Origin of the sequence: Amycolatopsis sp. NPDC102389 (assembly GCF_044765885.1) — a bacterium.
In the GTDB taxonomy this organism is placed as follows: domain Bacteria; phylum Actinomycetota; class Actinomycetes; order Mycobacteriales; family Pseudonocardiaceae; genus Amycolatopsis.
Genome location: NZ_JBIWKX010000088.1, coordinates 1 through 24304 on the forward strand (window position 1 = coordinate 1; position 24304 = coordinate 24304).

A 24304-nucleotide genomic window follows, 5' to 3' on the forward strand; every position below is an offset into this window, starting at 1 on the left:
ATTGTTCTGTCGCAAGACCAATCGTCCCAAGTCAGAGGGCATCTGCGCGCCTACGACACGATCAACTCACCACAAACATCGGTGGATCCAGGTCTGATGTCTCGAAAGTGGCTTTCGCGACACCTAAGATCGGCGCCGCTCACGAGTCCCGGCGGTCATAAGCGGCCAGAAGCTGCTTCTCCGCGGCCCGCAGGTACTTCTCCAGCGCAGTCTCGGCCGGTCCGAAGCGCCCCTGCTCCAGATCCCGCAGGATCCGCTCATGCCGTTCCAGGAACGGTTCGAAGAACGCGCGCGTGTTCTCCGCCAGCACGAAGAAGAGCCGCGTCTCCGCCAGTACCTGACGCATCGTCGTGCTGACCCGCTCGCTGCCCGCCAGGTCGCCCACCGCCTGGTGGAACGCGATGCTCGCGGTCCCGACGGCCTGCCAGTCGCCTTCGTCGGCCGCGACACGGCCGTCCCGCACCGCGGCCGCGACGGCCGAGAGGTCCACAGTGGACAGCTCCGACGCGCGCCGCAGCGCACCGCATTCGGTGACCCGGCGCATCACGTACAGATCCGAGATGTCCTGCGCGGTCAGCTCGCGGACGAACACGCCGCGGTTAAGTTCGTGCACCGCGAGCCGTTCGTGCGCCAGCAGCTGGAAGGACTCGCGCAGGGTGTTGCGCGAAACACCCAGCGCGGCGCTGATCGACGGTTCGGAAAGCCTCGACCCCGGCGGGAAAACACCTTCGGTGATGCGCTGGCGCAGGATCTCGGCGACCCGTTCCGCGGTCCCGCTCCGTTCGAGCAACGGTCTGTCGCGGGCCAGTGTCTCCTCGGCGGCAGGTGTGGACATGGCGCTACCTGACACCGAGTTCGAAGTCGAGACTGTACCGGTCGCCGGGCATGGCACCGGCGGCCTTGGCGCCGTCGATCGGGAGCGCGACCCCGTTCACGAACCGGGATTCGTCGCTGGCCAGGAAGACCACGGCCTTCGCGACCTCCCATGCCTCGCCGACCCGCGCCGCCGGCGTGCTCGCGGTCAACTGGTGTTGCCTGGCCTCGAAATCCTCCGGCGAAGCGAGCGTGCCGCGCAGCATGTCCGTGTCGATCGCGCCCGGATTGATCGTGTTCGCGCGGATCCCCTGGTGCGCGTGCGCGACGGCGATCGACTTCGTCATGCCGACCAGCGCGTGCTTGGTGGCGTTGTACACCGGGTCGCCGGGTCGGCCCATCACGCCACCGTTGGACGACGTCGTGACGATGCTGCCCGCCTTGTTCGCGATCATGTGCGGCAGCACCGCCCGTGTGCCGAGGAAGGCGGCGCGCACGTTCAGCGCGAAGATGTTGTCGAACTCCGCCAGCGTGGTGTCCGCCAACGGTTTCCCGAGATGGATGCCGACGTTGTTGAACAGGACGTCGACCCGGCCGGTTTCGGCGACCACACCGCGTACGAAAGCGTCGACCTGTCCTTCGTCGGTGGCGTCCACAAGGGAGTGTCGCGCGCCTTCGACGGTTTCCGCGGGTTCGCGAACGTCGCTGGAGAACACGGTCGCACCCTCGGCGACGAACTCCTTCACGGTGGCGAGGCCGATGCCCCTCGCTCCCCCGAAGACCACCGCGACCTTGCCTGCCAGCCGGCCCATGCTCATTTCCTCCCTCTCGACGAAACCGCTGTGTAGTCCTCCGGAAGGCGCACCAGCGCCTCGGGATCTCCGTGATAGGTGACTTCGACGCCGTACAGTTCGCGCGCCGCTCCCACCGAGACATACCCGTCCACGACGTCGGCGAGCACGGCTTCCGGATCGCGCTCGTGTGGGTCGCCGTAACCGCCGCCGCCCGGCAGGAACACGTTCACCACGTCGTCCGGCCGCAGGTTCATCCGGCTCTTCGACGGCAGCGGACCACGGGTCAGCTCGAACCTGCCCACCGACCCGTCGTGTCCCGAGTCCACACCGGACGCCGGACGGCGCACCCGGTCGACGTTCCCGTTGACACTCCACGAGATCTCGCCGCGCGCGGCCATGGTCGTGCACTGACCCAGGCCGCCGCGCCACTTTCCGGCGCCGCCCGAGTCCGTGCGCAGCACACGTTCACGCTGGATCAGCGGCGCCATCGTCTCGATGACCTCCGTCGGCGTGGACCGCAGGCCGCTCGGGAACCCCGTGGTGTTCAAACCGTCCTTTGTGGATCTCGCGCCGATCCCGCCGGTCTGGAAGACGTTGAGCATGAACTCACGGCCTTCGGCGTCGGTACCGCGCCAGATCGTCATCCACAACGCGTCCGCGCTGTGCGCCATGGCGTTGCCGGGCAGGGCGCTGATCAGCAGCGAAGGCAGAAAGTGCCCGATCAGATGCCGGGACGCGACCGGCGCGGGCGGCGTGCAGTTGAGCACTGACCCCTCCGGCGCGGTGACGTGCACCGGCCGGAAGGAACCCGCGTTGTGCGGCACCTCCGGCGAAATGGCCGCCTTGACCGCGAACGATGCGTACGCCCGCGTGTAGTTCAGGACGACGTTGATCCCGCGGCGGCTCTGCGGCGACGATCCCGCGAAATCGAGGTGAATGTCCTCGCCGTCGATGGTCACGGCGACCTTGAGGACGACCTCTTCGTCGTCGAAACCGTCGGTCACCAGTTCGCTGGTGTAGGTGCCGTCCGGCAGTTTCGCCAGCGCGTCGCGCAGCGCCCGCTCGGAGCGGTTCATGATCTCCGCGGCGACGTCGTCCAGCGAATCGAGGCCGAATTCCTCCAGCAGCCGAACCAGGCTGGCGGCGCCGACCTCGTTCCCGGTGACCTGGGCGTACAAATCACCGATGGTCTCCTCCGGGGTGCGGACGTTCGAGCGGATCAGCAGTTCGAGATCCGCGTTGACCTCGCCCGCGCGGAGGAACTTCATGATAGGCAGGCGCAGCCCCTCTTCGAAGACCTCGTGCGCCTCGGCGGAGACCAGGCGCCCGCCGATATCCGGGGCGTGGCAACAGGAAGCGAACCACGCGACCAGCCTGCCCCGCAGGAACACCGGCGTCGCGACGGTGATGTCGTTGATCTGCCCGGCGGTCTGCCACGGATCGTTGGTGAGCAGGACGTCACCGGGTTCCAGGGTCTCCGGTGGGTACGCGGCGACGAAGTAATGCATCCCGGTCGCCATCGCGTTGATGTGGCCCGGGGTCCCGCCGACGGACTGGCCGATCATCTCGCCGCGTGAGTCGAACACCGCGCAGGCGAGGTCGAGCGATTCCCGCACCACGGACGAGAACGCCGTGTTGACGAGCGCGTTCTGCTGTTCGGCCAGGATCGAGTGCAGCCGGTTTCCCAGCACCCCCACCAGAATCGGGTCGACGCTCATACCGTCACCACCAGGCCGGCGTCTTGGCCGACGACACAGTGCGCGCCCGGCGGAACGACCACTGTGGACTCCCGTTCCTCCACGATGGACGGTCCATCGACGCGGTCGCCCGGCTTGAGCCGGTACCGGTCGAACACCGCCGTGTCGACAAATCCACCTTCGGCGGGAAAGTAGGCCGGGCGGCTCCCCTTGCGCGCGTCTCCGCATGCCTCGGCACCCGCGAGTCTCAACGTGACCTCGGGCACCGGACCGCTGGAGACGACCCGCCAGTTGAGCACCTCGATCGCGACGTCCGGCCCGGTCCGCCGGTACAGCGTCCGATAGGTCTCGGTGAAGGCGTCGACCAGCGACTCCGGCCAGTTCCCCCGCTCGACCGGCACGCGGATCTCGTAGCCCTGCCCGGAATAGCGCATCTCGGCGATCCGGCGATGCGTCACCTTCGCACCGTCCACACCGGACTTCTCCAGCAGCTCCGCGCCCTCGGCCTCCATCTCGGCGAACAGCGCGTCGACCTGCTCCCAGGAGAGATCGAGGACCGCCGAGCGCGCGGAACGGACGAAGTCGAAGGCCAGTGGCGCGGTGAGGAATCCCGCCGCGCTCAGCACCCCGGCGGCGGGCGGCGCGACCACCTCGGGCGCGCCGAGCGCCCGCGCCACACCGACGCCGTGCACCGGCCCGGCGCCACCGAAAGTGAACATCGGCAGCTTCGCCGGATCCTTGCCGCGTTCGACGGCGTGGACGCGGGCGGCGTTGGCCATGTCCTCGTTGACGCTGGTGTGGATGCCCCAGGCGGCCTCTTCGACGCTGACGCCGAGCGGTCCGGCGATCTTCGAGCGGATCGCCTCGCGTGCGCCCTCGGCGTCCAAAGTCATTCCGCCGCCGAGGAAGTACCCCGGATCCAGATAGCCGAGCACGAGGTCGGCGTCGGTCACGGTCGGCTCGGTGCCGCCGCGTCCGTAGCAGACCGGGCCCGGCTCGGACCCCGCCGAATCCGGGCCGACGGTGAGCAGGCCGAGCGCGTCGATCCGCGCGATCGAGCCGCCGCCGACGCCGATCTCGATCATGTCGGTGACCGGTACCTTGACCGGCAACCCGGATCCCGGCAGCAGCCGGTACTTCCGGTCCACTTCGAACTCGTGCGTCACCAGCGGCGCGCCACCGGAGATCATGCACAGTTTCGCCGTCGTGCCGCCCATGTCGAAGGCCAGCAGATCCTCGACGCCGGCGGCCGTGCCGATCGCGGCCGCGGCCAGCGCGCCACCCGCCGGGCCGGATTCGAGGATGCGGATCGGGTAGCGAGCGGCGGTGTCGACGGTCGCGATCCCGCCGTTGGACAGCATGATGTGCGGCGACGGCCGCACGCCTGCCTCGTGCAGACGCCGTTCCAGGTCACGCAGATAGCGTTCGGTGAGGTCCTGGACGTAGACGTTCGCGACCGTGGTGGACGCGCGTTCGAACTCGCGGATCTCGGGAACAACCTCGCTGGACAGCGCGACCCGCAGCCGGGGCGCCACGTCCGCGAGCACCTCGGCGGTCCGCTGTTCGTGCGCGGGATTCGTGAAGGCGTGCAGGAAACAGATCGCCACCGCGTCGATCCCGCGGGCGTCGAGTTCGCGGCCGAGCCGCGCGACGTACTCCTCGTCGAGTCCCGTGTGGACGGTGCCGTCGGCGAGGACCCGCTCGGGGACGTCGAACCGCAGATGCCGGGGAACCAGCGGGGTCGGGAGTTCGATGAGCAGGTCGTACAGTTCGTACCGATGCTCGCGCCGCATCTCCAGCACGTCACGGAAACCGGCGGTCGCGAGCAGCGCGGTGCGCGCTCCCTTGCGTTCGATCAGCGCGTTCGTGACCAGCGTGGTGCCGTGCACGAACTGCTCCACGTCGGCCGCGTCCAGCCCCGCGTCGGCGAGCGTCCTCTTGAGACCTTCTTCGACCGCGCGGGCGGGCTCGTCGTGCGTCGTCAGCACCTTGCCGACGGCGACGACCCCGGTTTCGTCGAGCACGCAGAGATCGGTGAACGTGCCGCCGATGTCCACGCCGACGCGAAGCCCGCTCACGGGGATTCCTTGCGGTACCAGCGCGGTGAGGTGTTGAGCGGCGGCGCCATCTTCGCGCGCACGACCAGCACGTTCGGCTCGTCGGATTCGACGAACTCGCCGAGCAGCCGCCGGAACGCGCGCCCGAAGCCGGAGACGCGATCCGCGTGCACGCCGAACGACCTCGCCAGGCCGACGAAATCGGGGCTGTCCCAGTCGACACCTCGCCGCGGCAGGCCGGCACGATCCTGGTCATAGCGAAGCATTCCGTACCCGCCGTCGTCGACGACGATCGTCGTGACCGGCAGCTGTTCCTGCGCCAGTGTGTGGAGATCACCGCAGCCGAAGAGGAAACCGCCGTCACCGGTGACGCAGATCGCGCGGCCTGCGCCCGCGGCGGCGGCGCCGAGAGCCGCGGGGAAACCGTAGCCGAGCGTGCCCCAGCCCATCGGATACGCGAGCTTGCGCGGCGCGCGGACCCGATGGAACCCGCCGATCCAGTACCCGGCCACGCACATGTCCGCGACCACCACCGAGTCGGGCGGCAATACTTCGTCCAAAGTGGACAGAAGGTCCGCTGCCTGCGGCTCCTCCTCCTTGATCCGCCGCCGGACCCGGGCCGAGACCTTGGCGAGCCTGCCGACGAGCGCCGCGATACCGGACCGTTCCTCGACCTTCAGCGCCTCGACGAGCACCCGGGCGTCCCCGACCAGCGTGATGTCCGGCTGGTAGTTCTTGGCCGCGTCGTCGGGGTCGACGTTGATCGCGATGAGCTTCTTCGGCCGCGGCATCAGCCAGTTCTGCGTCATCAGCCCGTCGAAGTCGGTGCCGATGGCGAGGACGACGTCGGCCTCGTCCCACAGCGCGCCGACCTCGGGCGCGTGCACCGGATTCGGGGCGAGACAAGGATGATCGACCGGCAGGAGTCCGCGGGCGCCGAACGTGGTGAGCACCGGCGCGGCCAGCCGTTCGGCGAGTTTCCCGATCGCCTCGCCCGCCTCGGCGCGCAGCGCGCCACCGCCCGCCCAGATCAGCGGCCGGTCGGCGGCGGCCAGCAAGGCCTCGGCCTCGGTGAGATCCGGGATCTCGAACGGCCGGGCGTGCGAACGCGGCGGACGGCGCGCGGGCGTCCGCTCGGACAGGAAGTCGGTGGGGATGCCGAGGTAGACCGGCCCGCTCTGCGGCTGGAGCGCGAGCCTGGCCGCGCGATGGAGGGTGGCGGCGACCTGGTCGGCGCTCGTGACGGTGAACCCGGCCTTGGTGACGGGCGCGAACATCGCCTGCTGATCCGACGTCTCGTGCAGGACGCCGCGGACCACGCCGGGCCGCCGCAGCGTGGACGGGATGTCGGTCGCGATGACGAGCACCGGCGCCGCCGACGCCATGGCTTCGCCGACCGCGGCGAGCGTGTTCGCCGCACCCGGCCCGGTGGTCACGAGCGCGACCCCGAGCTTCCCCGTCGCGCGGGCGTAACCGTCGGCCGCGTACCCGGCCGTCTGCTCGTGCCGGACCCCGACGAGCCGGATGTCCGTATCGGCCAGCGCCTCCCATAACGGCAGGTTGTGCACCCCGGGGAGACCGAAGACGACTTCGGTCCCCAGAGCGGTCAGCGCGTCGGCGAGATGCTGGGCTCCGGTGGGTGCAGGCACCCCGCCGATAGTGCCAGATCGTTCAACGATCCAGCAACCACCGCGCCAGGCCCCGACGGTCCGTGAAGGCCTCCTTGAGGGACTCTGGGTCCCTCAAGGAGGCCTTCACGGACAACGGCGTCAGTACAAACCGGCCGAGTAGGCGGCAGGGTCGTAGTACGCCTCGAGGTCGGCGAGCGACTCCTCCGGCCGCTCGAAGGTCTTCGCGATCGCGGCCCGCGGCGGCACCGCGTCAGGCGTCCAGCTTTCCGGCGACCAGAGCTTCGACCGCATGAACGCCTTCTGGCAGTGGTGGAAGATCTCGTCGATGTCGACCACCAGCGCGAGCTTCGGCCGGCTGCCCTTCACGATCATGTCGTCGAAGAACGGCGCCTCCCGCACGAGCCGCGCGCGGCCGTTGATCCGCAGCGTGTCGCCGCGGCCGGGGATCAGGTAGATCAGCCCGACATGCGGATTCGACAGCACGTTGCAGAACCCGTCGGCGCGCCGGTTGCCCGGCCGCTCCGGGATGGCGATCCGCGTGTCGTCCAGCACCAGCGTGAACCCGGCCGGGTCGCCCTTCGGCGAGACGTCGCAGGTGCCGTCCGCCGCGGACGTCGCGATCAGCACGAACGGCGACTGCGCCAGCCACTGCCGGTCGAGCTCGTGCAGCTTCGGGCGCGCCTTGTTCGCGGTCCGCTCCAGCGGCGGCGGCAGGATCTCGCGCAGCTCGGCCTCGGTGGTGACTTCGACGAACTCAGACAATGTTGTGCTCCCTCGTCACGGCCCGGTCGCCGGCGAACCGGCGGACGTCGAGCCCGGTGATGTCGATGGCCGGGACCCGCCCCAGGTAGAGGTCCCGCACGAGCTCCCCCACGGCCGGGCCCATCTGGAACCCGTGTCCCGAAAACCCGGTCGCGTAGAAGAACCTCGACAGGTGGACGCTTTCCCCCACGATCTGGTTGCGGTCCGGGGTGACCTCGTACAGCCCGGCCCAGCCGCCGCGGATCCCGGCGTCGAGCACGGCGGGCACCCGGCGCGCGGCGATTTCGGCGAGTTTCGGCAGCCACTCGCCCGGCTGGTACCGGGTGTCGAAGCCGGGGTCGCCGTCACCGTCGCAGAAGGACATCGCCAGGCCGAGACCCTCGCGGTGGAAGTAGAACGCCGAGGGCATCTCGATGGTCAGCGGCACGGACTCGGGCAGGTCCGCGACCGGTCCGGTGAACACGACCTGCCGCCGGTACGGCCGCACCGGGAGCTCGACGCCCGCCAGCTCGCCGATCCGCCCCGACCACGCGCCCGCGGCACAGACCACCGCGTCCGTCCGCACGAACCCGCCCGAGGTCCGGACACCGGTGATCTCGTCGCCGTCGCGTTCGATCCCGACGACCTCGACGCCGGTCTTCAGCACCGCGCCGTGCCCGCGGGCCGCTCGCGCGTAGCCCTGGACGGCGGCGTCCGGCGTGGCCTTGGCGTCGTCCGGCGACCACAGCGCCGCGACCACGCCTTCGGTGTCGATCAGCGGGGAAAACCGCCGCGCTTCGGCGGGTTCGACGAGCCGGCTGCGGACACCGTAGGAGTTCTGCAGTTCGGCGCAGCGCTCGAATTCGGGCAGGTCGGCGGGGTCGGTGACCAGGTACAGGTAGCCGTCGCGGCGGAAATCGATCTCGGTCCCGTACGTCTCGGCGAAGGAGGCGTACTCGGCCAGCCCGCGCAGCCCGATCTCGATGTTGACCCGGGTGGTGAACGACGACCGGATCCCGCCCGCCGCCTTCGCCGTCGAGCCCGCGCCCAGGATGTCGCGTTCGAGCAGCAGTACCGAGACCCCGGCGGCGGCGAGCCGGTACGCGCAGGCGACCCCGATGATCCCGCCGCCGATCACGACGACGTCGGTGCGTTCAGGCAGTGACTCCATCCGTGTCCCCGATCCGTTCGTCCTCGGGCGGCGGTCCCGGCGGCGTGCCGTCGCCGAACGGGCGCCCGCCCAGCTGCTCCCGGTGATGCGGCGTCGTCCAGCCGGACAGATCCGGTCCCAAGGGGACGATCCGCGTCGGGTTCACCTGCTCGTGCACCGCGTGGTAGTGCCGCTTGATGTGGTCGAAGTCGACCGTGTCACCGAAGCCCGGCGTTTGGAAGAGGTCGCGGGCGTAGGCCCACAGCACCGGCAGTTCGGTCAGCTTGTTCCGGTTGCATTTGAAGTGCCCGTGGTAGACGGCGTCGAAGCGGACGAGCGTGGTGAACAACCGGATGTCCGCTTCGGTGATCGTGTCACCGACGAGGTAGCGCTGCTTCTCGAGCCGCTCGGAAAGCACGTCCAGCATGGCGAAGAGCCGGGTGTAGGCGTCGTCGTACGCGGCTTGCTTGGTCGCGAAACCCGCTTGGTACACGGCGGCGTTGACGTCGGCGAAAACACCCGCGTTGACATCGTCGATCTCGCCGCGCAGTCGCTCAGGGTAGAGATCGGGCGCACCGGGCCGGTGCAGGCTGGTCCATTCGGTGGACAGATCGAGGGTGATCTGGGGATAGTCGTTACTCACCAGCCGTTTGCTCGGAATGTCCACAATGGCCGGAACGCTGATCCCGCCCATGTAGTGCGGGTCGGCCGCGTGATAGGCCTCGGCCAGGTACTTGATGCCGAGTACCGGATCCCGGTCATCGGGATCGAGGGTGAACCGCCAGCTCTTCTCGTCCTGGATCGGGTCGGCGACGGCCAGGCTCAGCGCGGATTCGAGCCCGAGCAGCCGCCGGACGACCAGCCCACGGCTCGCCCAGGGACAGGCCCGGCTGACCACCAGCCGGTATCTTCCGGCCTCCACCGGCCAGCCGTCGCGGCCGTCGGCGGTGATACGCGCGTCGAAATGGTTGGCGGACCGACGGAACTCACCCGTCTGCGGATCGGTCGGGATCGTCATGTGAGCCACCCTAAAGCGTGAGAAGGTGGTTTCGGTGTGCGTAGACTCTGGCACCCGGCGTGCTCGCACGCCGCCGCGCGGAAGGTGGTCCGACGATGCCGTTCATGCCCGTGACCGACTCGATGTTCCTTCTCGTCGAGACGCGCGAACATCCGATGCACGTCGGCGGGCTGCAGTTGTTCAAGAAACCCGAGGACGCCGGGCCCGACTACCTGCGTGACATCCGCCGGAACATGCTCGAGTCCGACAACATGCGCTCGGTGTTCCGGCGCCGCCCCGCCCGGCCGGTCAACACCGCCGGTCACCTCGCCTGGTCGACCGACACCGACCTCGAACTCGACTATCACTTCCGCCATTCGGCGCTGCCCCAGCCCGGCCGGATCCGCGAACTGCTGGAGCTGACCGGCCGCTGGCACAGCACCTTGCTCGACCGGCACCGTCCCCTGTGGGAGATCCACCTGGTCGAGGGCCTGCAGGACGGCCGGTTCGCGATCTACAGCAAGATCCACCACGCGCTGATGGACGGCGTCTCGGCGCTGCGGCATCTGCAGGGCACGCTGTCGGACGACCCGGCCGACCTCGACTGCCCGCCGCCGTGGGGCCGTCGCCCCAAACCGGACGGCGGCCGCAACGGCAAGGCGTCGCCCTCGGTGTTCAGCACCTTCGGCAAGACGGTCAACCAGCTCGCCGGTATCGCGCCCGCCGCGATGAAAGTGGCGCGGGAGGCGTTCCAGGAGCACACGCTCACGCTGCCGGCGCAGGCGCCGAAGACGATGCTGAACGTGCCGATCGGCGGGGCCCGGCGGTTCGCCGCGCAGTCGTGGTCGCTGGACCGGGTGCGCAAGGTGGCGACCGCCGCCGGGGTGTCGCGCAACGACGTCGTCCTCGCGATGTGCTCGGGCGCGCTGCGGGACTACCTGATCGAACAGAACGCGCTCCCCGACGCGCCGCTCACCGCGATGGTCCCGGTTTCCTTGCGGCGCAAGGACAGTGGAGACGCGGCGGGGAACAACATCGGCGCGTTGCTGTGCAACCTCGCCACGCATCTGGCCGATCCGGCCGCGCGGCTCGCGACGATCAACGCGTCCATGCGGAACGGGAAGAAGCTGTTCTCCGAGCTGACCCCGCTGCAGACGCTGCTGCTGTCGGGGATCAACGTCGCCCAGCTCGGCGTGTCGCCGATCCCCGGTTTCGTGAACAACACGAAACCGCCGTTCAACCTGGTGATCTCCAACGTGCCGGGACCGCGCAAGCAGATGTACTGGAACGGCGCTTCGCTCGACGGCATCTACCCGGCGTCGGTGCTGCTGGACGGGCAGGCGCTGAACATCACGCTGACCAGCAACGGCGACAACCTGGACTTCGGCGTCACCGGTTGCCGCCGGAGCGTCCCGCATCTGCAGCGCATCCTGACCCACCTGGACACCGCGCTCGCCGAACTCGAACACGCGGCGGCCATCCCCCGCGTTTAGTCCTCTGGATGCGGTAGTCCACCGCATCCAGAGGACTAAACGCGCCGGGGGCTAGCTGCCGTCGGAGACGTAGAGGGCACCCGGGGTGATCGTGTACAGCTGGCCGTCCGGTCCGGCGGTGGCATCCCGCGTGCGGCCCAGATCGGTCCAGAGCTTGCCGCCGTTGCCGTTCAGGTCGAGCTTGTAGGTGCCGCCCTTGAGCGACGCCATGTACAGCGAACCCTTGTAGGCCGCGAGCCCGCTCGGAGTCGCCGAGGACGTCGGCCAGGCCTTGACCGGGTTGGTCATCCCCGCCGTGCTGCACGGGCCTTCGCAGGTCGGCCAGCCGTAGTTCTTGCCCGGCTCGATCTTGTTCAGCTCGTCGAGCTTGTTCGCGCCGATGTCGGAGACGTACAGCTGCCCGTTCGCCCAGGTCAGCCCCTGGACGTTGCGGTGACCGTAGGAGTAGACGCGGCTGTTGAACGGGTTGCCGGGCGCGGCCGCGCCGTCGGTGGTGACGCGCAGGACCTTGCCGCCGAGGGAGTTCTTGTTCTGCGCGTTGGCACCGTTCTGGCCGTCGCCGGTCCCCGCGTAGAGGTAGCCGTCGGGCCCGAACCGGATCCGTCCGCCGTGGTGGTACTGCGAGCCGCGCGGGATGCCGGTGACGATCGGAGTCGGGGTCTGGCCCAGCTTCAGCTTGGCGATGCGGTTGTCGGAGCTGGTCGTGTAGTAGATGAAGACCGTCTCGTCGGTGGCGTACTTCGGCGAAACGGCGATGCCGAGCAGGCCGGCCTCCGCGGTCACGCTCACCCCGGGGATGGTCTGGACCGTGGTGACCTTGCCCGCCTTGTCGATCTTGCTGATCGTCTTGGCGTCCTTCTGCGTGAAGAGGCCGGTGCCGTCGGGCAGGAAGTCGATCGACCATGCCTGGTTGAGGCCACTCGCCAGCTGTCTGATCGCCTGGACGGACGGCGCTTCGGCGGCCGCGGCCGGGATGGCCGCGATCGACACGGCCGTCGCCGCGGCGAACGTGGCGGCGAGAGTACGACGTAAGGACATGGGACGCCTCCTTCGGTTACCACCCTGGAGCCCCCGTCGAGTTGGATAGAAACACACAACATAACGAAACGGACACCACTGGACGGGCTATCGGGCGCGCGAGCCGTTAACCGTTGTATGCGCCGAGCGTGACGAATCGGGCGACCCGATCGGCCATAGGTAGGAAACTTTACAAAATGACTCCGGAACCTGTGCCTTACGTCTGGCCAGAATCGGCGGCACGCTTCTAGGGTGGCGGGGCTCGCCCCCGTTCGATCCCATGTGGACGTTAGGAGGAGAAATGATCGAAACCATCGAGGTATGGACCACTCCCGACTTCGTCGAGTACGAAACCCCCATGGAGGTCACCGCTTACGCGGCCCGCATGGAGGACTGAATCCGCATCCGGTGGTGGGGGCCGTCCCCCACCACCGCGCCGCCGTCCCGATCAGCGAGCCCCAGGAGGCTGCCCGGTGTCGCCCATGTCGTCGTCGGAGTTCATCGCGGCCTTGCGCGGGCTTTCGCACCGCTACTGGGGAACGCACCCGTTCCACGTGCGGATGCACGGCGGGGACCTGTCCGCGCACGAGCTGAAGATCTGGGCCGCGAACCGCTGGTACTACCAGTGCGTACTCCCGCAGAAGGACGCGGCGATCATCAGCAACTGCCCGCTGCCCGAGATACGCCGGGAATGGCTCGACCGCATCGTCTATCACGACGGGGCGCAGGCCGGCGACGGCGGAATCGAGCGCTGGCTCCGGTTGTGCACCGCGGTCGGCCTTGACCGGGAAGAGGTTCTCGATCAGCGGCACGTCGCCCCCGGCGTACGGTTCGCCGTCGACGCCTACGTGACTTTCGCCCGCACGAAACCTTGGCTCGAAGCGGTCGCTTCGGGGCTGACCGAAATGTTCGCCGGCCATCTCATGCAGCGGCGGGTCGCCGACATGCTGGCGAACTATTCGTGGATCGCGCCGGAAGACCTCGCCTACTTCACCAACCGCATCGACAAGGTCTCCGGCGAGGGCAAGGGAACGCTCGACATCGTCGTACGGCACGCCGTCACCCGTGAGCAGCAGGAGAAGGCGATCGCCGCGCTGTCGTTCAAGACCGACGTGCTCTGGTCGATGCTCGACGCCATCGAGCGCGCGGCGGCCAAGGAGTAGCCATGACCACCATCGAATCGGGCTCGGTGCCGCGGCTGCGACGCGGAGTCCGGCTGAGCTACGACCAGACCAGGGAAACGCACGTCCTCCTGTTCCCCGAAGGCGTGCTCGTCCCGAATCCCACGACGGCGGCCGTACTCGGGCTCTGCGACGGCGTCGAAGACGTCGCAGGGATCGCTTCGGCGTTGCGCAAGCGCTACGCCGGTGTTCGCGAGGAAGAAATCCTGGACGTCCTGTCCCGGCTCGGAGATCGGCGGATCGTCGAATGGACCTGAAAACCGCGGCGCCGCTGGGCATGCTGGCCGAGCTGACCCATCGCTGCCCGCTGCATTGCCCGTATTGCTCGAATCCCGTGGAGCTGATCGCTCGCGACGGCGAACTGTCCACAGAGGAATGGCTTTCCGTGCTTTCACAGGCGCGAGAACTCGGCGTGCTTCAGGTGCACATGTCCGGCGGCGAGCCGCTCGCCAGGCCGGATCTGCCCATCCTGGTCGAGCACGCCACGAAACTGGGGTGCTACGTCAACCTGGTGACGTCCGGGCTCGGGCTGACGGAGTCCAGATTGGACGATCTCGTCGAGCGCGGTATCGCGCATATCCAGCTCTCCGTCCAGGGCGCGACCGCCGACCGCGCGGACCGGCTCGCCGGCGCACGAGCCCATGACCGGAAACTGGTCGTCGCCGAGCTGATCAAGAAGGCCGGGCTGCCGCTTTCGGTCAACGTCGTGCTGCACCGGCAGAATCACGACCAGCTCGCCGGGATCATCGACCTGGCCGAGAACATGGGCGCGGACCGGCTCGAACTGGCCAATACGCAGTACTACGGCTGGGCCCTGCGCAACCGCGACGCCCTGATGCCGACCCGGCGGCAACTCGACGAGGCCGAGCCCATCGTGCGCGCGGCCACCAAGCGGCTGCGCGGCCGCATGGAGATCATCTACGTCGTCGCCGACTATTACGAGCAGTACCCGAAGCCGTGCATGTACGGCTGGGGCGCGCGGCAACTGACCGTGGCGCCCGACGGGAACGTGCTGCCCTGTCCCGCGTCGACGGCGATCGAGACGCTGGAATTCGACAACGTGCGGGACCGGCCGCTGGCATGGATCTGGTACGAATCCAGCTCCTTCAACGCTTATCGTGGCGAGGACTGGATGCCGGACACCTGCGGCACCTGCGATCGGCGCGCGATCGACTTCGGCGGCTGCCGGTGCCAGGCGTTCCAGCTCACCGGTGACGCCTCGGCGACGGACCCGGTGTGCTCGCGTTCACCGCATCGCGACGTCGTCGACCTCATCCTCGCCACGCCGGCGAAAACGGACGAACTCGTGATGCGAGGGCCACGATGAGGGTGATCTTGCTCGGCACCGCGGCGGGCGGTGGTTTCCCGCAATGGAACTGCGCCTGCGCGCTGTGCGTCTCGGACGCACCGCCGCGGACCCAGGACTGTGTCGCGGTGAGCGCGGACGGCGAGGGGTGGTACCTGCTCAACGTGTCACCGGACATCCGCGCGCAGATCCTCGCCACGCCGCCACTGCGCGCCGGGCCGGGACCGCGGGAGATCCCGCTGCGAGGCGTGTTGCTGACCGACGCCGAACTCGACCATTCGCTGGGCCTGCTTCTGTTGCGGGAAGCGGGTGGCCTTCCGGTATGGGCACCAGAGGCTGTTCTGGGGGCCTTGTCCGAGCAGTTCCCCGCTCGTTCGATCATCGACGGCTACGGCGGCTGGGACTGGCTGCCGTCGTCGGACGTCACCATCGACGGACTGCGGGTGAGCACGCTTCCCGTAAGCGACAAGCGGCCGAAGTACGCGCGTTCGTCCACTGAGGACGGACCATGGGTGGTGGCGTACCGGATCGAAGACGTCCGGACCGGTGGCGTGTTCGTATACGCGCCCTGTCTGAAGAGCTGGCCGGACGGCTTCGACGACTTCACCCGTGACGCCGGCCTGGTGTTGCTGGACGGCACCTTCTACGCGCCGGACGAGATGTCGGGCGCCACCGCGGCCGAGGTAGGCGACGGCGCTCAGCTGGCGATGGGGCATCTGCCGATCACCGGCAGCCTCGCGAAGCTGCGGCCCGGCCCGCGGTGGGCGTACACGCATCTGAACAACACGAACCCGGTGATCGACCCGGCCTCGCCGGAGCACGCCGCCGTACTGACCGGCGGCGCCTCGCTTCCCTTGGACGGTACGGAATTCAAGCTCTAGGCGACGCCCTCGGGGCTCGCTCCCGACACGGGAACGGCGTCGGCGGTGAGCCGGTCGATCTCCGCGAGCTCGTCCGCGGTCAGGTCGATGTCGGCCGCGGCGAGACTGGCTTCGATGTTGGCCGCCTTGCGCGCGCCCACGATCGCGACGTGCACGCCCGGCTGGGCGAGCGTCCACGCGATCGCGAGCTGACTGACCGAGATCCCTTTGCCCGCGGCGAATTCCTTGAGCCGGTCGACCACGGCGAGGTTGCGCAGGAAGGTTTCGCCGGTGAACGCCGACGATCGTGAACGCCAGTCGGTCTTCTCGAACGTCGTCTCGGGCGTGAAGGCCCCGGTCAGCAGGCCGCTGCCGAGCGGGCTGTACACGAGCACACCGATGTCGTTCTCCCGCGCATACGGGAGTGGATCGGTTTCGATGTCGCGGCGGAACAAGTGATAGGGCGGCTGCAGGGTTTCCACCGGACGGGTCTTGTCGAAGGCGGCCAGCCCCGCGGTGTCGTAGTTCGAGACGCCGACATGCCGGATCTTCCCGGCGTCGACGAACTCCTGCAGGATCGCCGCCGTCTCCTCGGCCGGGGCGCCGGGATCGGGCCAGTGGATCTGGTAGAGGTCGATGTGGTCGACGTCGAGGAAACGAAGACTGTCCTCGATGCCCTGCGTCAGCCACTCGCGCCGGGAGTCGCGCGGACGTTCGGAGCGCGGCTTGATGCCGCCCTTCGTGGCGATGACGAGGTTGTCGCGGTCGCGCTTGAGCTCCTCGCGCAACGCCTTCCCGAGCATCGCTTCGGATTTCCCGAAACCGTAGGCCTGGGCGGTGTCGAAGAGGGTGACCCCGAGTTCGCGGGCGTGGTGGATCGCCGCGATCGCCGTGTCCTCGTCGAACGAACCCCAGTCGCCGCCGAGCTGCCAGGTGCCGAAGGCGATCCTCGACACCTCGAGACCGCTCCTGCCCAATGTCGTCGTACGCATGACTCCCAGCAGAGCACAGACATCGGTCCACCGCACCGGATCTCCCGGCCAACGATACCCCCAAATAACTGTTTGACGGTTGCCGTCCCGGCAGTCGATACTCGGGGCATGTCCGACTCCCCCGACCTCGACGGGCTGCGCGTCCTCGCCCATCCCGTGCGGCTGCGCATTCTGTCGCTTTTGACCGGTGTCGCGATGAGCGCGGCCGAAGCCGCGCGCGAACTCGGTGAGACACAAGCGAATGTCAGCTATCACCTGCGGCGGCTGCACGAGGCCGGGCTGCTCGACGTCGCCGAGGAGGTCCGGATCCGGGGCGGGCTGGCGAAACGCTACCGCCACGATCCGGAGTCCGGGATGCGGTTCACCTCCAAGAATCCGGATGAAGAACAGCTTCTCATCGCGGCGATGACCGAAGAACTCAAGCGCCGCAGCGAATTCCGCTTGCCCGGCGAACACGGGTCGATCAGCGACGCGGAGATGTGGGTCGACCGCGAGACCTGGGAGAAGGCACTCGAACACGCCCGCGAACTGAGCGATCTGCTGCACTCGGCCGCGAAACCGCCCCGGACCCGGGGCACGATCCCGGTCAGCGCGACGGTCGCGATGTTCGAGATGAGGCGACCGTGACGTCCCTGCGCGAACCACTGCGCCACCACAACTTCCGCTGGCTGATCGGCGGCCGCACGTTCGGGGAGTTCGGCAACGCCGTCGCCCCGCTCGCGCTCGCGTTCGCCGTGATCGACCTGACCGGTTCCGCCGTCGACATCGGTATCGTCGTCGGCGCCCGCTCGGTGGCGAGTGTGGTCCTGCTGCTGTTCGGCGGGGTGCTCGCGGACCGGCTGCCGCGCTCGGTGATCCTGCAAGGCACCGAAGTCGCCGCCACCGTGACGCAGGCCGCCATCGCCGCGAGTGTCCTTTGTGGATTCGCGTCGATCCCGCTGCTGGTCGGACTGAGCGTGGTCAACGGCGCGGTGGCCGCGATCTCGGCACCCGCGTCGGCGTCGCTCACCCCGTTGACGGTGCCCGCCACCCAGCTCGCGCAGGCGAACGCGCTGGCCAGGCTGCTGTCGAACTCCGGCCGGATCGCCGGTGCCGGGCTCGGCGGCATCCTGGTCAGCGCGGTCGGCCCCGGCTGGGCGCTCGGCGGGAACGCGCTCCTGTTCCTGGGCTCCGCCCTGTCGTACCGGCGCATCCGCCTCAACCGCCGGGAACGGGTCCCCGGCAGCCGCCCGCTGGCGGAACTCGCCGAAGGCTGGCGCGAATTCCGGTCACGGACCTGGGTGTGGGTCGTGGTCGTGCAGTTCATGGTGGTGAACGCCGTCATCGCCGGCGGGATCGCGGTGCTCGGCCCCGTCGTCGCCGATGGTTCTTTCGGGCGCTCCGGCTGGGGTTTCGCCCTCGCCGCGCAGACGATCGGCTCGCTCGTCGGCGGGATCCTCGTGGCGCGATGGCAGCCCCGGCGCGCGCTGTTCGTCGGCGTGGCGGTGATCCTTTTCGAAGCGCCGCCGCTGATCCTCCTCGGCCAGGCGCCCTGGCTTCCGCTGCTGCTCGCGGCCATGTTCGTCTCCGGCCTGGCGATCGAGCAGTTCGTGGTCGCGTGGGACGTCTCGCTGCAGGAGAACGTGCCCGAGGACAAGCTCGCGCGCGTCTATTCCTACGACATGCTCGGTTCCTTCATCGCCCTGCCGCTCGGCCAGATGGCGGCCGGGCCGGCCGCGCAGCACTTCGGCGTCAGCACGACACTGCTCGCCTGCGCCGCCCTGGTCGTGGCCGCCACCTGTCTCGCCCTGTGCAGCGGCCAGGTGCGCGGGCTCGTCCGGAAGACGCACGCCGCCCAGCCCTGACCTCACCACCGAGAGAAGTGGTAGCAAAGGTCCCTTGCTCCCTTTCCGCAGGTCACGGCCAAGGACGGACCTCCTCGAGGAGCTTCGCGACCGCGAGCACCAGGTCGTCGGAGTGCCGTGGGCCGACGATCTGCAAGCCGACCGGGAGCCCCCTGGAGGTGCGGCCGGCCGGCACGCTGATGGCGGGCTGCTGGGTCATGTTGAACGGGTAGGTGAACGGCGTCCAATCCGGCCAGCCGCTCAGCCCGCTGCCCGGCGGCACCTCGTGCCCGGCTTCGAAAGCGGGGATCGGCAGGGTCGGCGTGATCAGCACGTCGTAGCGCGTGTGGAACTCGCCCATCAGGATGCCCAGCGCGGCCCGCTCGGCGTTGGCGCCGAGGTAGTCGCTCGCCGAGAAGGTCTTGCCGAATTCCCAGACCTTCCGCAGCCCGGGATCGACCTTGGTCTCCGAACCGGCGGGGAAGGTGTCCAGCCACTTGGCCGCGCCCGTCGACCACAGGATGTCGAAGGCGGGCTTGGGATCCGCGAAACCGGGATCGGTCTCTTCGATGTGCAGGCCCGCGTCCCCGAGCGACTGGACCGCCGACTTGACGATCTCCGCGACCTCCGGGTCGACATCGACGAAGCCGAGTGTCGGCGAGTAGGCGGCGATCAGCCCGCGCACGTCCCGGCGGACGGCCTCGCGGTAGGTCGAGACGGGCGGGGCGAGCGCGGCCGGGTCCCGGTAGTCGGGCATCGCGAGAACGTCGAGGAGCAGCGCCGTGTCGTCCACCGAACGCGCCATCGGGCCGGCGTGCGAGAGCGGACCGAACGGGCTCGCCGGGAACAGCGGGATCCGGCCGTGCGTCGGTTTGAGACCGACGATTCCACAGAACGAAGCCGGAATCCGGATCGAGCCGCCACCGTCGGTACCGACGGAGAGCTCACCCATCCCAGCCGCGACGGCCGCGGCACTGCCCCCGCTGGAGCCGCCCGCCGTCGTCGACGGGTCGATCGGATTGCGGGTGATCCCGGTCAGCGTGTTGTCGGTGACGCCCTTCCACGCCAGTTCCGGCGTCGTGGTCTTTCCCAGCAGCACCAAGCCGTTTTCACGCAGTCGCGCGGTGACCGGGCTGTCGACGTCCCACGGCTGGTCGGGGTCGATGCATCGCGAACCGCGCAGCGTCGGCCAGCCTTGGGTCAGGAACATGTCCTTGATCGAGGCCGGGACACCGTCGAGCCAGCCGATCGGATTGCCGTCCCGCCAGCGGATCTCGGAAGCCTTCGCCTGTTCGAGCGCGCCATCGGCGTCGACCAGGCAGAAGGCATTGGTCTCGCCGTCGCGTTCTTCGATGACACGCAAGGCGTTCTGAGTGGCCTCGACCGGCGACAGTTCCCCGGTGGCGTACGCGGCGACAAGCTCGCTCGCGGTCAACTTCGTGTCGTTCAATCCGGCCCCTAACCTTGGCGAAGCGTCTCCGACGGCACGTACCCGAGCTGCTTGTCCACGACGTTGCGCAGCGGCTCCCCCGCGCGCCAGCGACGGAAGTTGTCCGCGAACACCTCTACCAGAGTATTACGCCAGCCGACGAAGTCGCCCGACATATGCGGCGAGATCAGCACGTTCTCCATAGTCCACAAAGGACTGTCGGAAGGCAGCGGCTCGGTGTCGAAGACGTCGAGCGCCGCTCCGCCGAGCGACCCGTCCCGCAGTGCTCCGATCAGGTCCGAGGTGACGACCAGCTCACCGCGGCCGACGTTGACGAACCGTGCGCCGGGTTTCATCGCGGCGAAGGCCTCGGCGTCGAACATGCCCTTCGTCTGCTCGGTCAGTGGCGCGACCGCGACGACGTAGTCCGCTCCGGGAAGATGGCGAGCCAGATCCGAAGACGCGTACACGTCTCCGAAGTCGGGATCGCCCTCACGAGGACGGCGTCCGACACCCGCGACCGACATCCCGGCCGCCCGCAGCATCCGCGCGATGGACCGGCCGATCGGCCCGGTGCCGACCACCAGCACCCGGCGGCCGGAGATCCGCTCACTCTCCCGATGCTTCCACTGCCTCTGCCTCTGCAGCTCCCACGAACGGGCGAAGTCCTTGGCGAACGCGAGGACGACCCCGAGGACGTACTCGGCTATCGCCCCGTCGAACACCCCACGCGAATTGGTGAGCACGACGCCGCTCTCCTGCAGCCCCGGGAAGAGCACCGGGTCGACACCCGCGCTGGCGATGTGCAGCCAGCGCAGCCTGTCGGCCGCGTGCCAGGCGCCAGGGACGGCGGTCGACAGGAAGTCGTAGACGAAGAACGCGTCGGCGCCGGATAACGCGTCGGCCAACCCTGCCGCGTCGGTGTAACGAACCACCGCTTCGGCTTCGATAGCGCGCATGTCCGGTGGGCGCGTGTCTCCGCAGAGCACCGCCAGCACAGGGGTCTCCGAGGCGATCACGTTGACACCGTAAAAGTGGCTCGTATGATTGTCAACAATCCGAGGAACGACCCCCGGAGCACCGGACTGTGACAGCAGAAGTTTCCGGAGGCTGAGACTTGGATTTCGACTTACTGGAGTTCGAAGGCCCGTTGGCGCAACGCGGTATCGGCGTGATCGCCCCCTTCGACCTGGCCCTGGAACGTGAGCTGTGGCGCTGGGTACCCATGGAGGTCTCCCTCCATCTGGCGCGCACGCCGTACGAGCCCGTGCCCGTCAGCATGGAAATGGCCCAGCTCGTCAGCGACAGCAGGCATCTCGCCGCCGCCACGAGGGACGTGCTCCACGTGGAGCCCGAAGTCGTCGCCTATCTCTGCACCTCCGGAAGTTTCGTCAATGGTGTGGACTACGAGCGCTCTCTGACCAAGGCGATCTGTGACGCCGGCGCGACGGACGCCGTCACCACGTCCGGAGCGCTGGCGGAAGTCCTGCATCAGCTCGACCTCCACCGCGTCTCGGTGCTGACGCCCTACGACGGCGACCTGACCGGGAAGCTGCACGACTTCCTGGCCGAGCTCGGCGTCCGCACCGTTTCGAGCGACCATCTCGGCCTGGGCGGTGGCATCTGGAAGGTCAGTTACCGGACCATCGCCGAACGCATCCTCGCCGCCGACCACGCCGACGCGGAAGCCATCTTCGTCAGCTGCACCAACCTCCCCACCTACGATCTGATCGAGCCGCTCGAAAGCGCGCTCGGCAAACCCGTCCTCACCGCGAATCAGCTCACGATGTGGGCCTGCCTCCGGCGGATGAACCTGCCGATCGTCGGGCCCGGCAAGTGGCTCCGGGAGGTCGACTGACCTCTTCCCTTACGATTGTCGACAATCTGCCCTCCGGAGGTTCCGTGCCCATCACGCCGTTCGCCCCACCCGAGCCGCCGTCCGAGACGACCACCATCGGGTTCATCTACCCCGATCACGCGGCCGAAGACGACTACCCGCTCGCGGAACAGCTCCTCGGCGGGGACATGGCCGGGATCAAACTGCCGGTCGAGCACATCTACGGGACCGACCTGCACGCCGTGCCCGAGCTCCTGGACCTCGGCAGCGAAAGCCGGCTCGCCGACGGCGCCGCGCTGCTGGCCAAACACGAACCGGACGCGGTGGTCTGGGCGTGCACCAGCGGCAGTTTCGTCTACGGCTGGGAAGGCGCCCGCGACCAGGCCGACCGGCTGGCCGCCGTCGCCGGTGTCCCGGCGTCGAGCACCTCCTTCGCCTTCGTCAACGCCGCACGGGCCCTCGGCGTCCGGCGGGTCGCGGTCGCCGCCAGCTACCCGGACGACGTCGCCCGGCTGTTCGTCGAGTTCCTCGGCGCGGGCGGGGTCGAAGTGGTCTCGATGGGCAGCGCGGACATCGACACCGCCGCCGAGGTCGGCGAACTCAGCCCGGAAGCCGTCGTCGAACTCGCGGTGAGCCGCGACCACCCGGTCGCCGACGCCCTGCTCGTCCCCGACACCGCCATGCGGACGCTCGGCGAGATCAACACGCTCGAAACCAGGCTCGGCAAGCCGGTGCTGACCGCCAACCAGGTCACCGTCTGGGAGGGCCTGCGGCTCACCGGGAAGTCCCCGCTCGTCCGCACCTTGGGCGCACTGTTCGGACAGAGGAGCAGCTGAACCATGTCCTTGCCGGATATCGAGCCGGTCAGCCGGGAATCGACCGCCGGGATCATCGCGCGCCAGCTGCGGGACGCGATCATGACCGGCGCTCTCCCTCCCGGCACCCAGCTCGGTGAAACGGACCTGGCCTCCCGGTTCCAGGTTTCGCGGGGACCGCTGCGCGAGGCGATGCAGCACCTCGTTTCCGAGGGGCTCCTGCGCAGCGAGCGGCACCGCGGACTGTTCGTGATCGACCTCGAACCCGGCGACGTCTACGACATCTACTCGGCACGCTCGGCCATCGAACGCGCCGCGATGCTGCGGGCGTTGCGCGGGGACCGGGAACGGGTCGCCACCGAACTCGAAGAGGCCGTGCACGCCATGGCCGCCGCCGCGGACGAGGACGACCCGACCGCGCTCTCCTGGGCGGACCTCCGGTTCCACGAGGCGCTGATCGCCGCGTCCGGCAGCAAACGGCTCGTGCGCATGGCGCGGACCCTGCTGATCGAGACCCGGATGTGCCTCACCGCGCTGCAAGGGACCTACCAGCGGGTCGAAGAACGGGTCAGCGAGCACACCAAGATCATCGAGGCTCTGCGGGCGGGCGACGAAGAGACCGCGCTTTCGCTGCTGGAAGCCCATATGGAGGACGCCGTCCAACGGCTGGCCCCGGGAACCAGCCTGCGGGAGGGCGAAGCTCCCGCGGTGCCCTAGGGATTCAGCCACGGCCTCTCGCCCCCAGTACCGGCTGCCCGCCCGTCCCGCCACGGAACTCCCTGTCCCACGGCCAATTGCCGTGCTCGTCCTCGTAGACCAGTTGCAGGGCCCGGAAGTTCTCGCCGTACAGGAGAACGGCGGTGATCATGTGCGCCGGCGGCGAACTGAGCGGAACGACCTCGAACGACGGCCATCCCACCTCGGCGGGCAGCACCTCCCCCGCCTCCGGCGGCCCTGACCGGACCACCCGCTGGGCGAAATAGTTCAGCAGCTGGCCGGATCTTCGTTCTCTCAGGCCGGTGACGACGAGTTCCGGAAGCCCGGCGTCGGTGAGACCGACCGTGTACGCGAAGCCGGGTTGGGCGATTCCACGCTCGACCGTCTGCACCATCCAGCCGTACTTCCGGATCAGCGGGCGGACCTCCTCGACGAGGTAGTCGTCGCGGGTCTTCCCGGGGTTGTCGCAATGCCAGCACATCGGCTCTCCTCCAGTCGTCGAATCCGATGATCGACACTGTGCACCGGGGCACCGACAAAAACTCACGGCCGGATCGGCGCGCGTGCGACGAACGGCCCTCTCACACTGGATATCGCGCCGAGTTTTCCTTTCATGGCAACACTTTTTTCTTGTCCGAGAAATCCGCCGGGCTACCGTCGCGAACGACGTACCCCTGGAGTCGGTTCGGTGTCGGGGACTTGGTGCGGCTAGGCGCTGTCCCGCAAGCCTGCACCTTCCGCGCGTCCACAAAGGACACTTATTCGGCCCTAAAGTGACCAACTTGGGAACTTTGCCCATCTTCGCGCGGAGGTCGTGAGTGGCGAGTGGGGTTCTATTGAGGGGTAAGTCAAACGTGGCATGGCCGGTACAGGTGGGTCGTGGGGGGGGGGGGGGGGGGGGGTTGGACGAACAGCACCCCCGCCCCCCCCCCCACCCCCGCCCGCCGGCGAGGA

General features: G+C 68.7%; 24 protein-coding genes. 11 read left to right on the plus strand and 13 right to left on the minus strand.

Annotated elements, in window-relative coordinates; all coding sequences use genetic code 11:
* Positions 1-139: 139 nt before the first annotated feature.
* From ACIRGA_RS38300 to ACIRGA_RS38335, 8 genes are all read right to left on the minus strand, one after another.
* Positions 140-835, minus strand: coding sequence for a GntR family transcriptional regulator (locus ACIRGA_RS38300; protein WP_400951384.1), 696 nt, complete (start codon positions 833-835; stop codon positions 140-142).
* 4 nt (positions 836-839) lie between these two features.
* Positions 840-1625: an SDR family NAD(P)-dependent oxidoreductase gene (locus ACIRGA_RS38305; RefSeq protein WP_400951388.1), complete on the minus strand. Its 786-nt coding sequence runs from the start codon at positions 1623-1625 to the stop codon at positions 840-842.
* Positions 1626-1627: 2 nt separating this feature from the next.
* Positions 1628-3325, minus strand: a complete 1698-nt coding sequence (locus tag ACIRGA_RS38310) for a hydantoinase B/oxoprolinase family protein (RefSeq protein ID WP_400951390.1) — start codon at positions 3323-3325, stop codon at positions 1628-1630.
* Positions 3322-5382, minus strand: coding sequence for a hydantoinase/oxoprolinase family protein (locus ACIRGA_RS38315; RefSeq protein ID WP_400951392.1), 2061 nt, complete (start codon positions 5380-5382; stop codon positions 3322-3324). The genes ACIRGA_RS38310 and ACIRGA_RS38315 overlap by 4 nt, the downstream gene beginning before the upstream one ends.
* Entirely contained in the window at positions 5379-7010 is a 1632-nt protein-coding gene (locus ACIRGA_RS38320) for a thiamine pyrophosphate-binding protein (protein WP_400951396.1), read from the minus strand. Before ACIRGA_RS38320 ends, ACIRGA_RS38315 begins: the two co-directional genes overlap by 4 nt.
* 120 nt (positions 7011-7130) lie before the next feature.
* Positions 7131-7754: a pyridoxamine 5'-phosphate oxidase family protein gene (locus tag ACIRGA_RS38325; protein ID WP_400951399.1), complete on the minus strand. Its 624-nt coding sequence runs from the start codon at positions 7752-7754 to the stop codon at positions 7131-7133.
* Positions 7747-8904 (minus strand): NAD(P)/FAD-dependent oxidoreductase, encoded by a 1158-nt coding sequence (locus ACIRGA_RS38330; RefSeq protein ID WP_400951401.1) that lies wholly within the window; start codon positions 8902-8904, stop codon positions 7747-7749. Before ACIRGA_RS38330 ends, ACIRGA_RS38325 begins: the two co-directional genes overlap by 8 nt.
* A complete protein-coding gene (locus tag ACIRGA_RS38335; protein WP_400951404.1) occupies positions 8888-9901 on the minus strand; it encodes a glutathione S-transferase family protein in 1014 nt (337 codons plus the stop codon). The genes ACIRGA_RS38330 and ACIRGA_RS38335 overlap by 17 nt, the downstream gene beginning before the upstream one ends.
* Before the next feature lie 95 nt (positions 9902-9996).
* Here ACIRGA_RS38335 and ACIRGA_RS38340 point away from each other — a divergent pair, with 95 nt between their 5' ends.
* Positions 9997-11373, plus strand: a complete 1377-nt coding sequence (locus tag ACIRGA_RS38340; RefSeq protein WP_400951407.1) for a wax ester/triacylglycerol synthase family O-acyltransferase — start codon at positions 9997-9999, stop codon at positions 11371-11373.
* Between the two features lie 51 nt (positions 11374-11424).
* On the opposite strand, the gene ACIRGA_RS38345 is transcribed toward ACIRGA_RS38340, so the two are convergent.
* Positions 11425-12411: a PQQ-dependent sugar dehydrogenase gene (locus ACIRGA_RS38345; RefSeq protein WP_400951411.1), complete on the minus strand. Its 987-nt coding sequence runs from the start codon at positions 12409-12411 to the stop codon at positions 11425-11427.
* 280 nt (positions 12412-12691) lie between these two features.
* Between ACIRGA_RS38345 and pqqA the strand changes: the two genes are divergently transcribed.
* The 5 genes from pqqA (at position 12692) to pqqB (ending at position 15758) form a co-directional block, all read left to right on the plus strand.
* Positions 12692-12787, plus strand: a complete 96-nt coding sequence (gene pqqA, locus ACIRGA_RS38350; RefSeq protein WP_007033797.1) for a pyrroloquinoline quinone precursor peptide PqqA — start codon at positions 12692-12694, stop codon at positions 12785-12787.
* A gap of 85 nt (positions 12788-12872) precedes the next feature.
* A complete protein-coding gene (gene pqqC / locus ACIRGA_RS38355) occupies positions 12873-13553 on the plus strand; it encodes a pyrroloquinoline-quinone synthase PqqC (RefSeq protein ID WP_400951449.1) in 681 nt (226 codons plus the stop codon).
* Between the two features lie 2 nt (positions 13554-13555).
* A complete protein-coding gene (gene pqqD, locus ACIRGA_RS38360) occupies positions 13556-13828 on the plus strand; it encodes a pyrroloquinoline quinone biosynthesis peptide chaperone PqqD (RefSeq protein ID WP_400951414.1) in 273 nt (90 codons plus the stop codon).
* On the plus strand, positions 13819-14898 hold the full coding sequence (gene pqqE / locus ACIRGA_RS38365; RefSeq protein ID WP_400951417.1) for a pyrroloquinoline quinone biosynthesis protein PqqE: 1080 nt from the start codon (positions 13819-13821) through the stop codon (positions 14896-14898). Before pqqD ends, pqqE begins: the two co-directional genes overlap by 10 nt.
* Positions 14895-15758, plus strand: coding sequence for a pyrroloquinoline quinone biosynthesis protein PqqB (gene pqqB, locus ACIRGA_RS38370; protein WP_400951420.1), 864 nt, complete (start codon positions 14895-14897; stop codon positions 15756-15758). The genes pqqE and pqqB overlap by 4 nt, the downstream gene beginning before the upstream one ends.
* Here pqqB and ACIRGA_RS38375 read toward each other — a convergent pair.
* Positions 15755-16729, minus strand: a complete 975-nt coding sequence (locus ACIRGA_RS38375) for an aldo/keto reductase (protein ID WP_400951424.1) — start codon at positions 16727-16729, stop codon at positions 15755-15757. The genes pqqB and ACIRGA_RS38375 overlap by 4 nt on opposite strands.
* A gap of 108 nt (positions 16730-16837) precedes the next feature.
* Here ACIRGA_RS38375 and ACIRGA_RS38380 point away from each other — a divergent pair, with 108 nt between their 5' ends.
* Both ACIRGA_RS38380 and ACIRGA_RS38385 read left to right on the plus strand, forming a co-directional pair.
* The gene (locus ACIRGA_RS38380; protein ID WP_400951426.1) at positions 16838-17356 is read left to right on the plus strand and encodes an ArsR/SmtB family transcription factor; all 519 of its coding nucleotides are present in this window, start codon (positions 16838-16840) and stop codon (positions 17354-17356) included.
* Complete coding sequence (locus ACIRGA_RS38385) at positions 17353-18573, plus strand: MFS transporter (protein WP_400951429.1); 1221 nt, start codon at positions 17353-17355, stop codon at positions 18571-18573. Before ACIRGA_RS38380 ends, ACIRGA_RS38385 begins: the two co-directional genes overlap by 4 nt.
* 52 nt (positions 18574-18625) lie before the next feature.
* Here ACIRGA_RS38385 and ACIRGA_RS38390 read toward each other — a convergent pair whose 3' ends face one another.
* Together ACIRGA_RS38390 and ACIRGA_RS38395 are read right to left on the minus strand one after the other, a co-directional pair.
* Complete coding sequence (locus ACIRGA_RS38390) at positions 18626-20002, minus strand: amidase (protein ID WP_400951432.1); 1377 nt, start codon at positions 20000-20002, stop codon at positions 18626-18628.
* An 8-nt stretch (positions 20003-20010) separates the two neighbouring features.
* On the minus strand, positions 20011-21000 hold the full coding sequence (locus tag ACIRGA_RS38395; protein WP_400951435.1) for a D-2-hydroxyacid dehydrogenase: 990 nt from the start codon (positions 20998-21000) through the stop codon (positions 20011-20013).
* Positions 21001-21098: 98 nt separating this feature from the next.
* Here ACIRGA_RS38395 and ACIRGA_RS38400 point away from each other — a divergent pair, with 98 nt between their 5' ends.
* Genes ACIRGA_RS38400 through ACIRGA_RS38410 form a run of 3 tightly spaced genes read left to right on the plus strand, consistent with a single transcriptional unit; the run spans position 21099 to position 23350 of the window.
* Positions 21099-21839 carry a maleate isomerase gene (locus ACIRGA_RS38400; RefSeq protein WP_016336992.1) on the plus strand — a complete coding sequence of 247 codons (741 nt, stop codon included), beginning with the start codon at positions 21099-21101 and terminating at the stop codon, positions 21837-21839.
* Between the two features lie 44 nt (positions 21840-21883).
* Entirely contained in the window at positions 21884-22654 is a 771-nt protein-coding gene (locus ACIRGA_RS38405; protein WP_400951439.1) for a maleate cis-trans isomerase, read from the plus strand.
* 3 nt (positions 22655-22657) lie between these two features.
* Positions 22658-23350, plus strand: coding sequence for a GntR family transcriptional regulator (locus ACIRGA_RS38410; protein ID WP_400951442.1), 693 nt, complete (start codon positions 22658-22660; stop codon positions 23348-23350).
* A gap of 4 nt (positions 23351-23354) precedes the next feature.
* On the opposite strand, the gene ACIRGA_RS38415 is transcribed toward ACIRGA_RS38410, so the two are convergent.
* Positions 23355-23831: a DUF4262 domain-containing protein gene (locus tag ACIRGA_RS38415; protein WP_400951445.1), complete on the minus strand. Its 477-nt coding sequence runs from the start codon at positions 23829-23831 to the stop codon at positions 23355-23357.
* Positions 23832-24304: the final 473 nt, after the last annotated feature.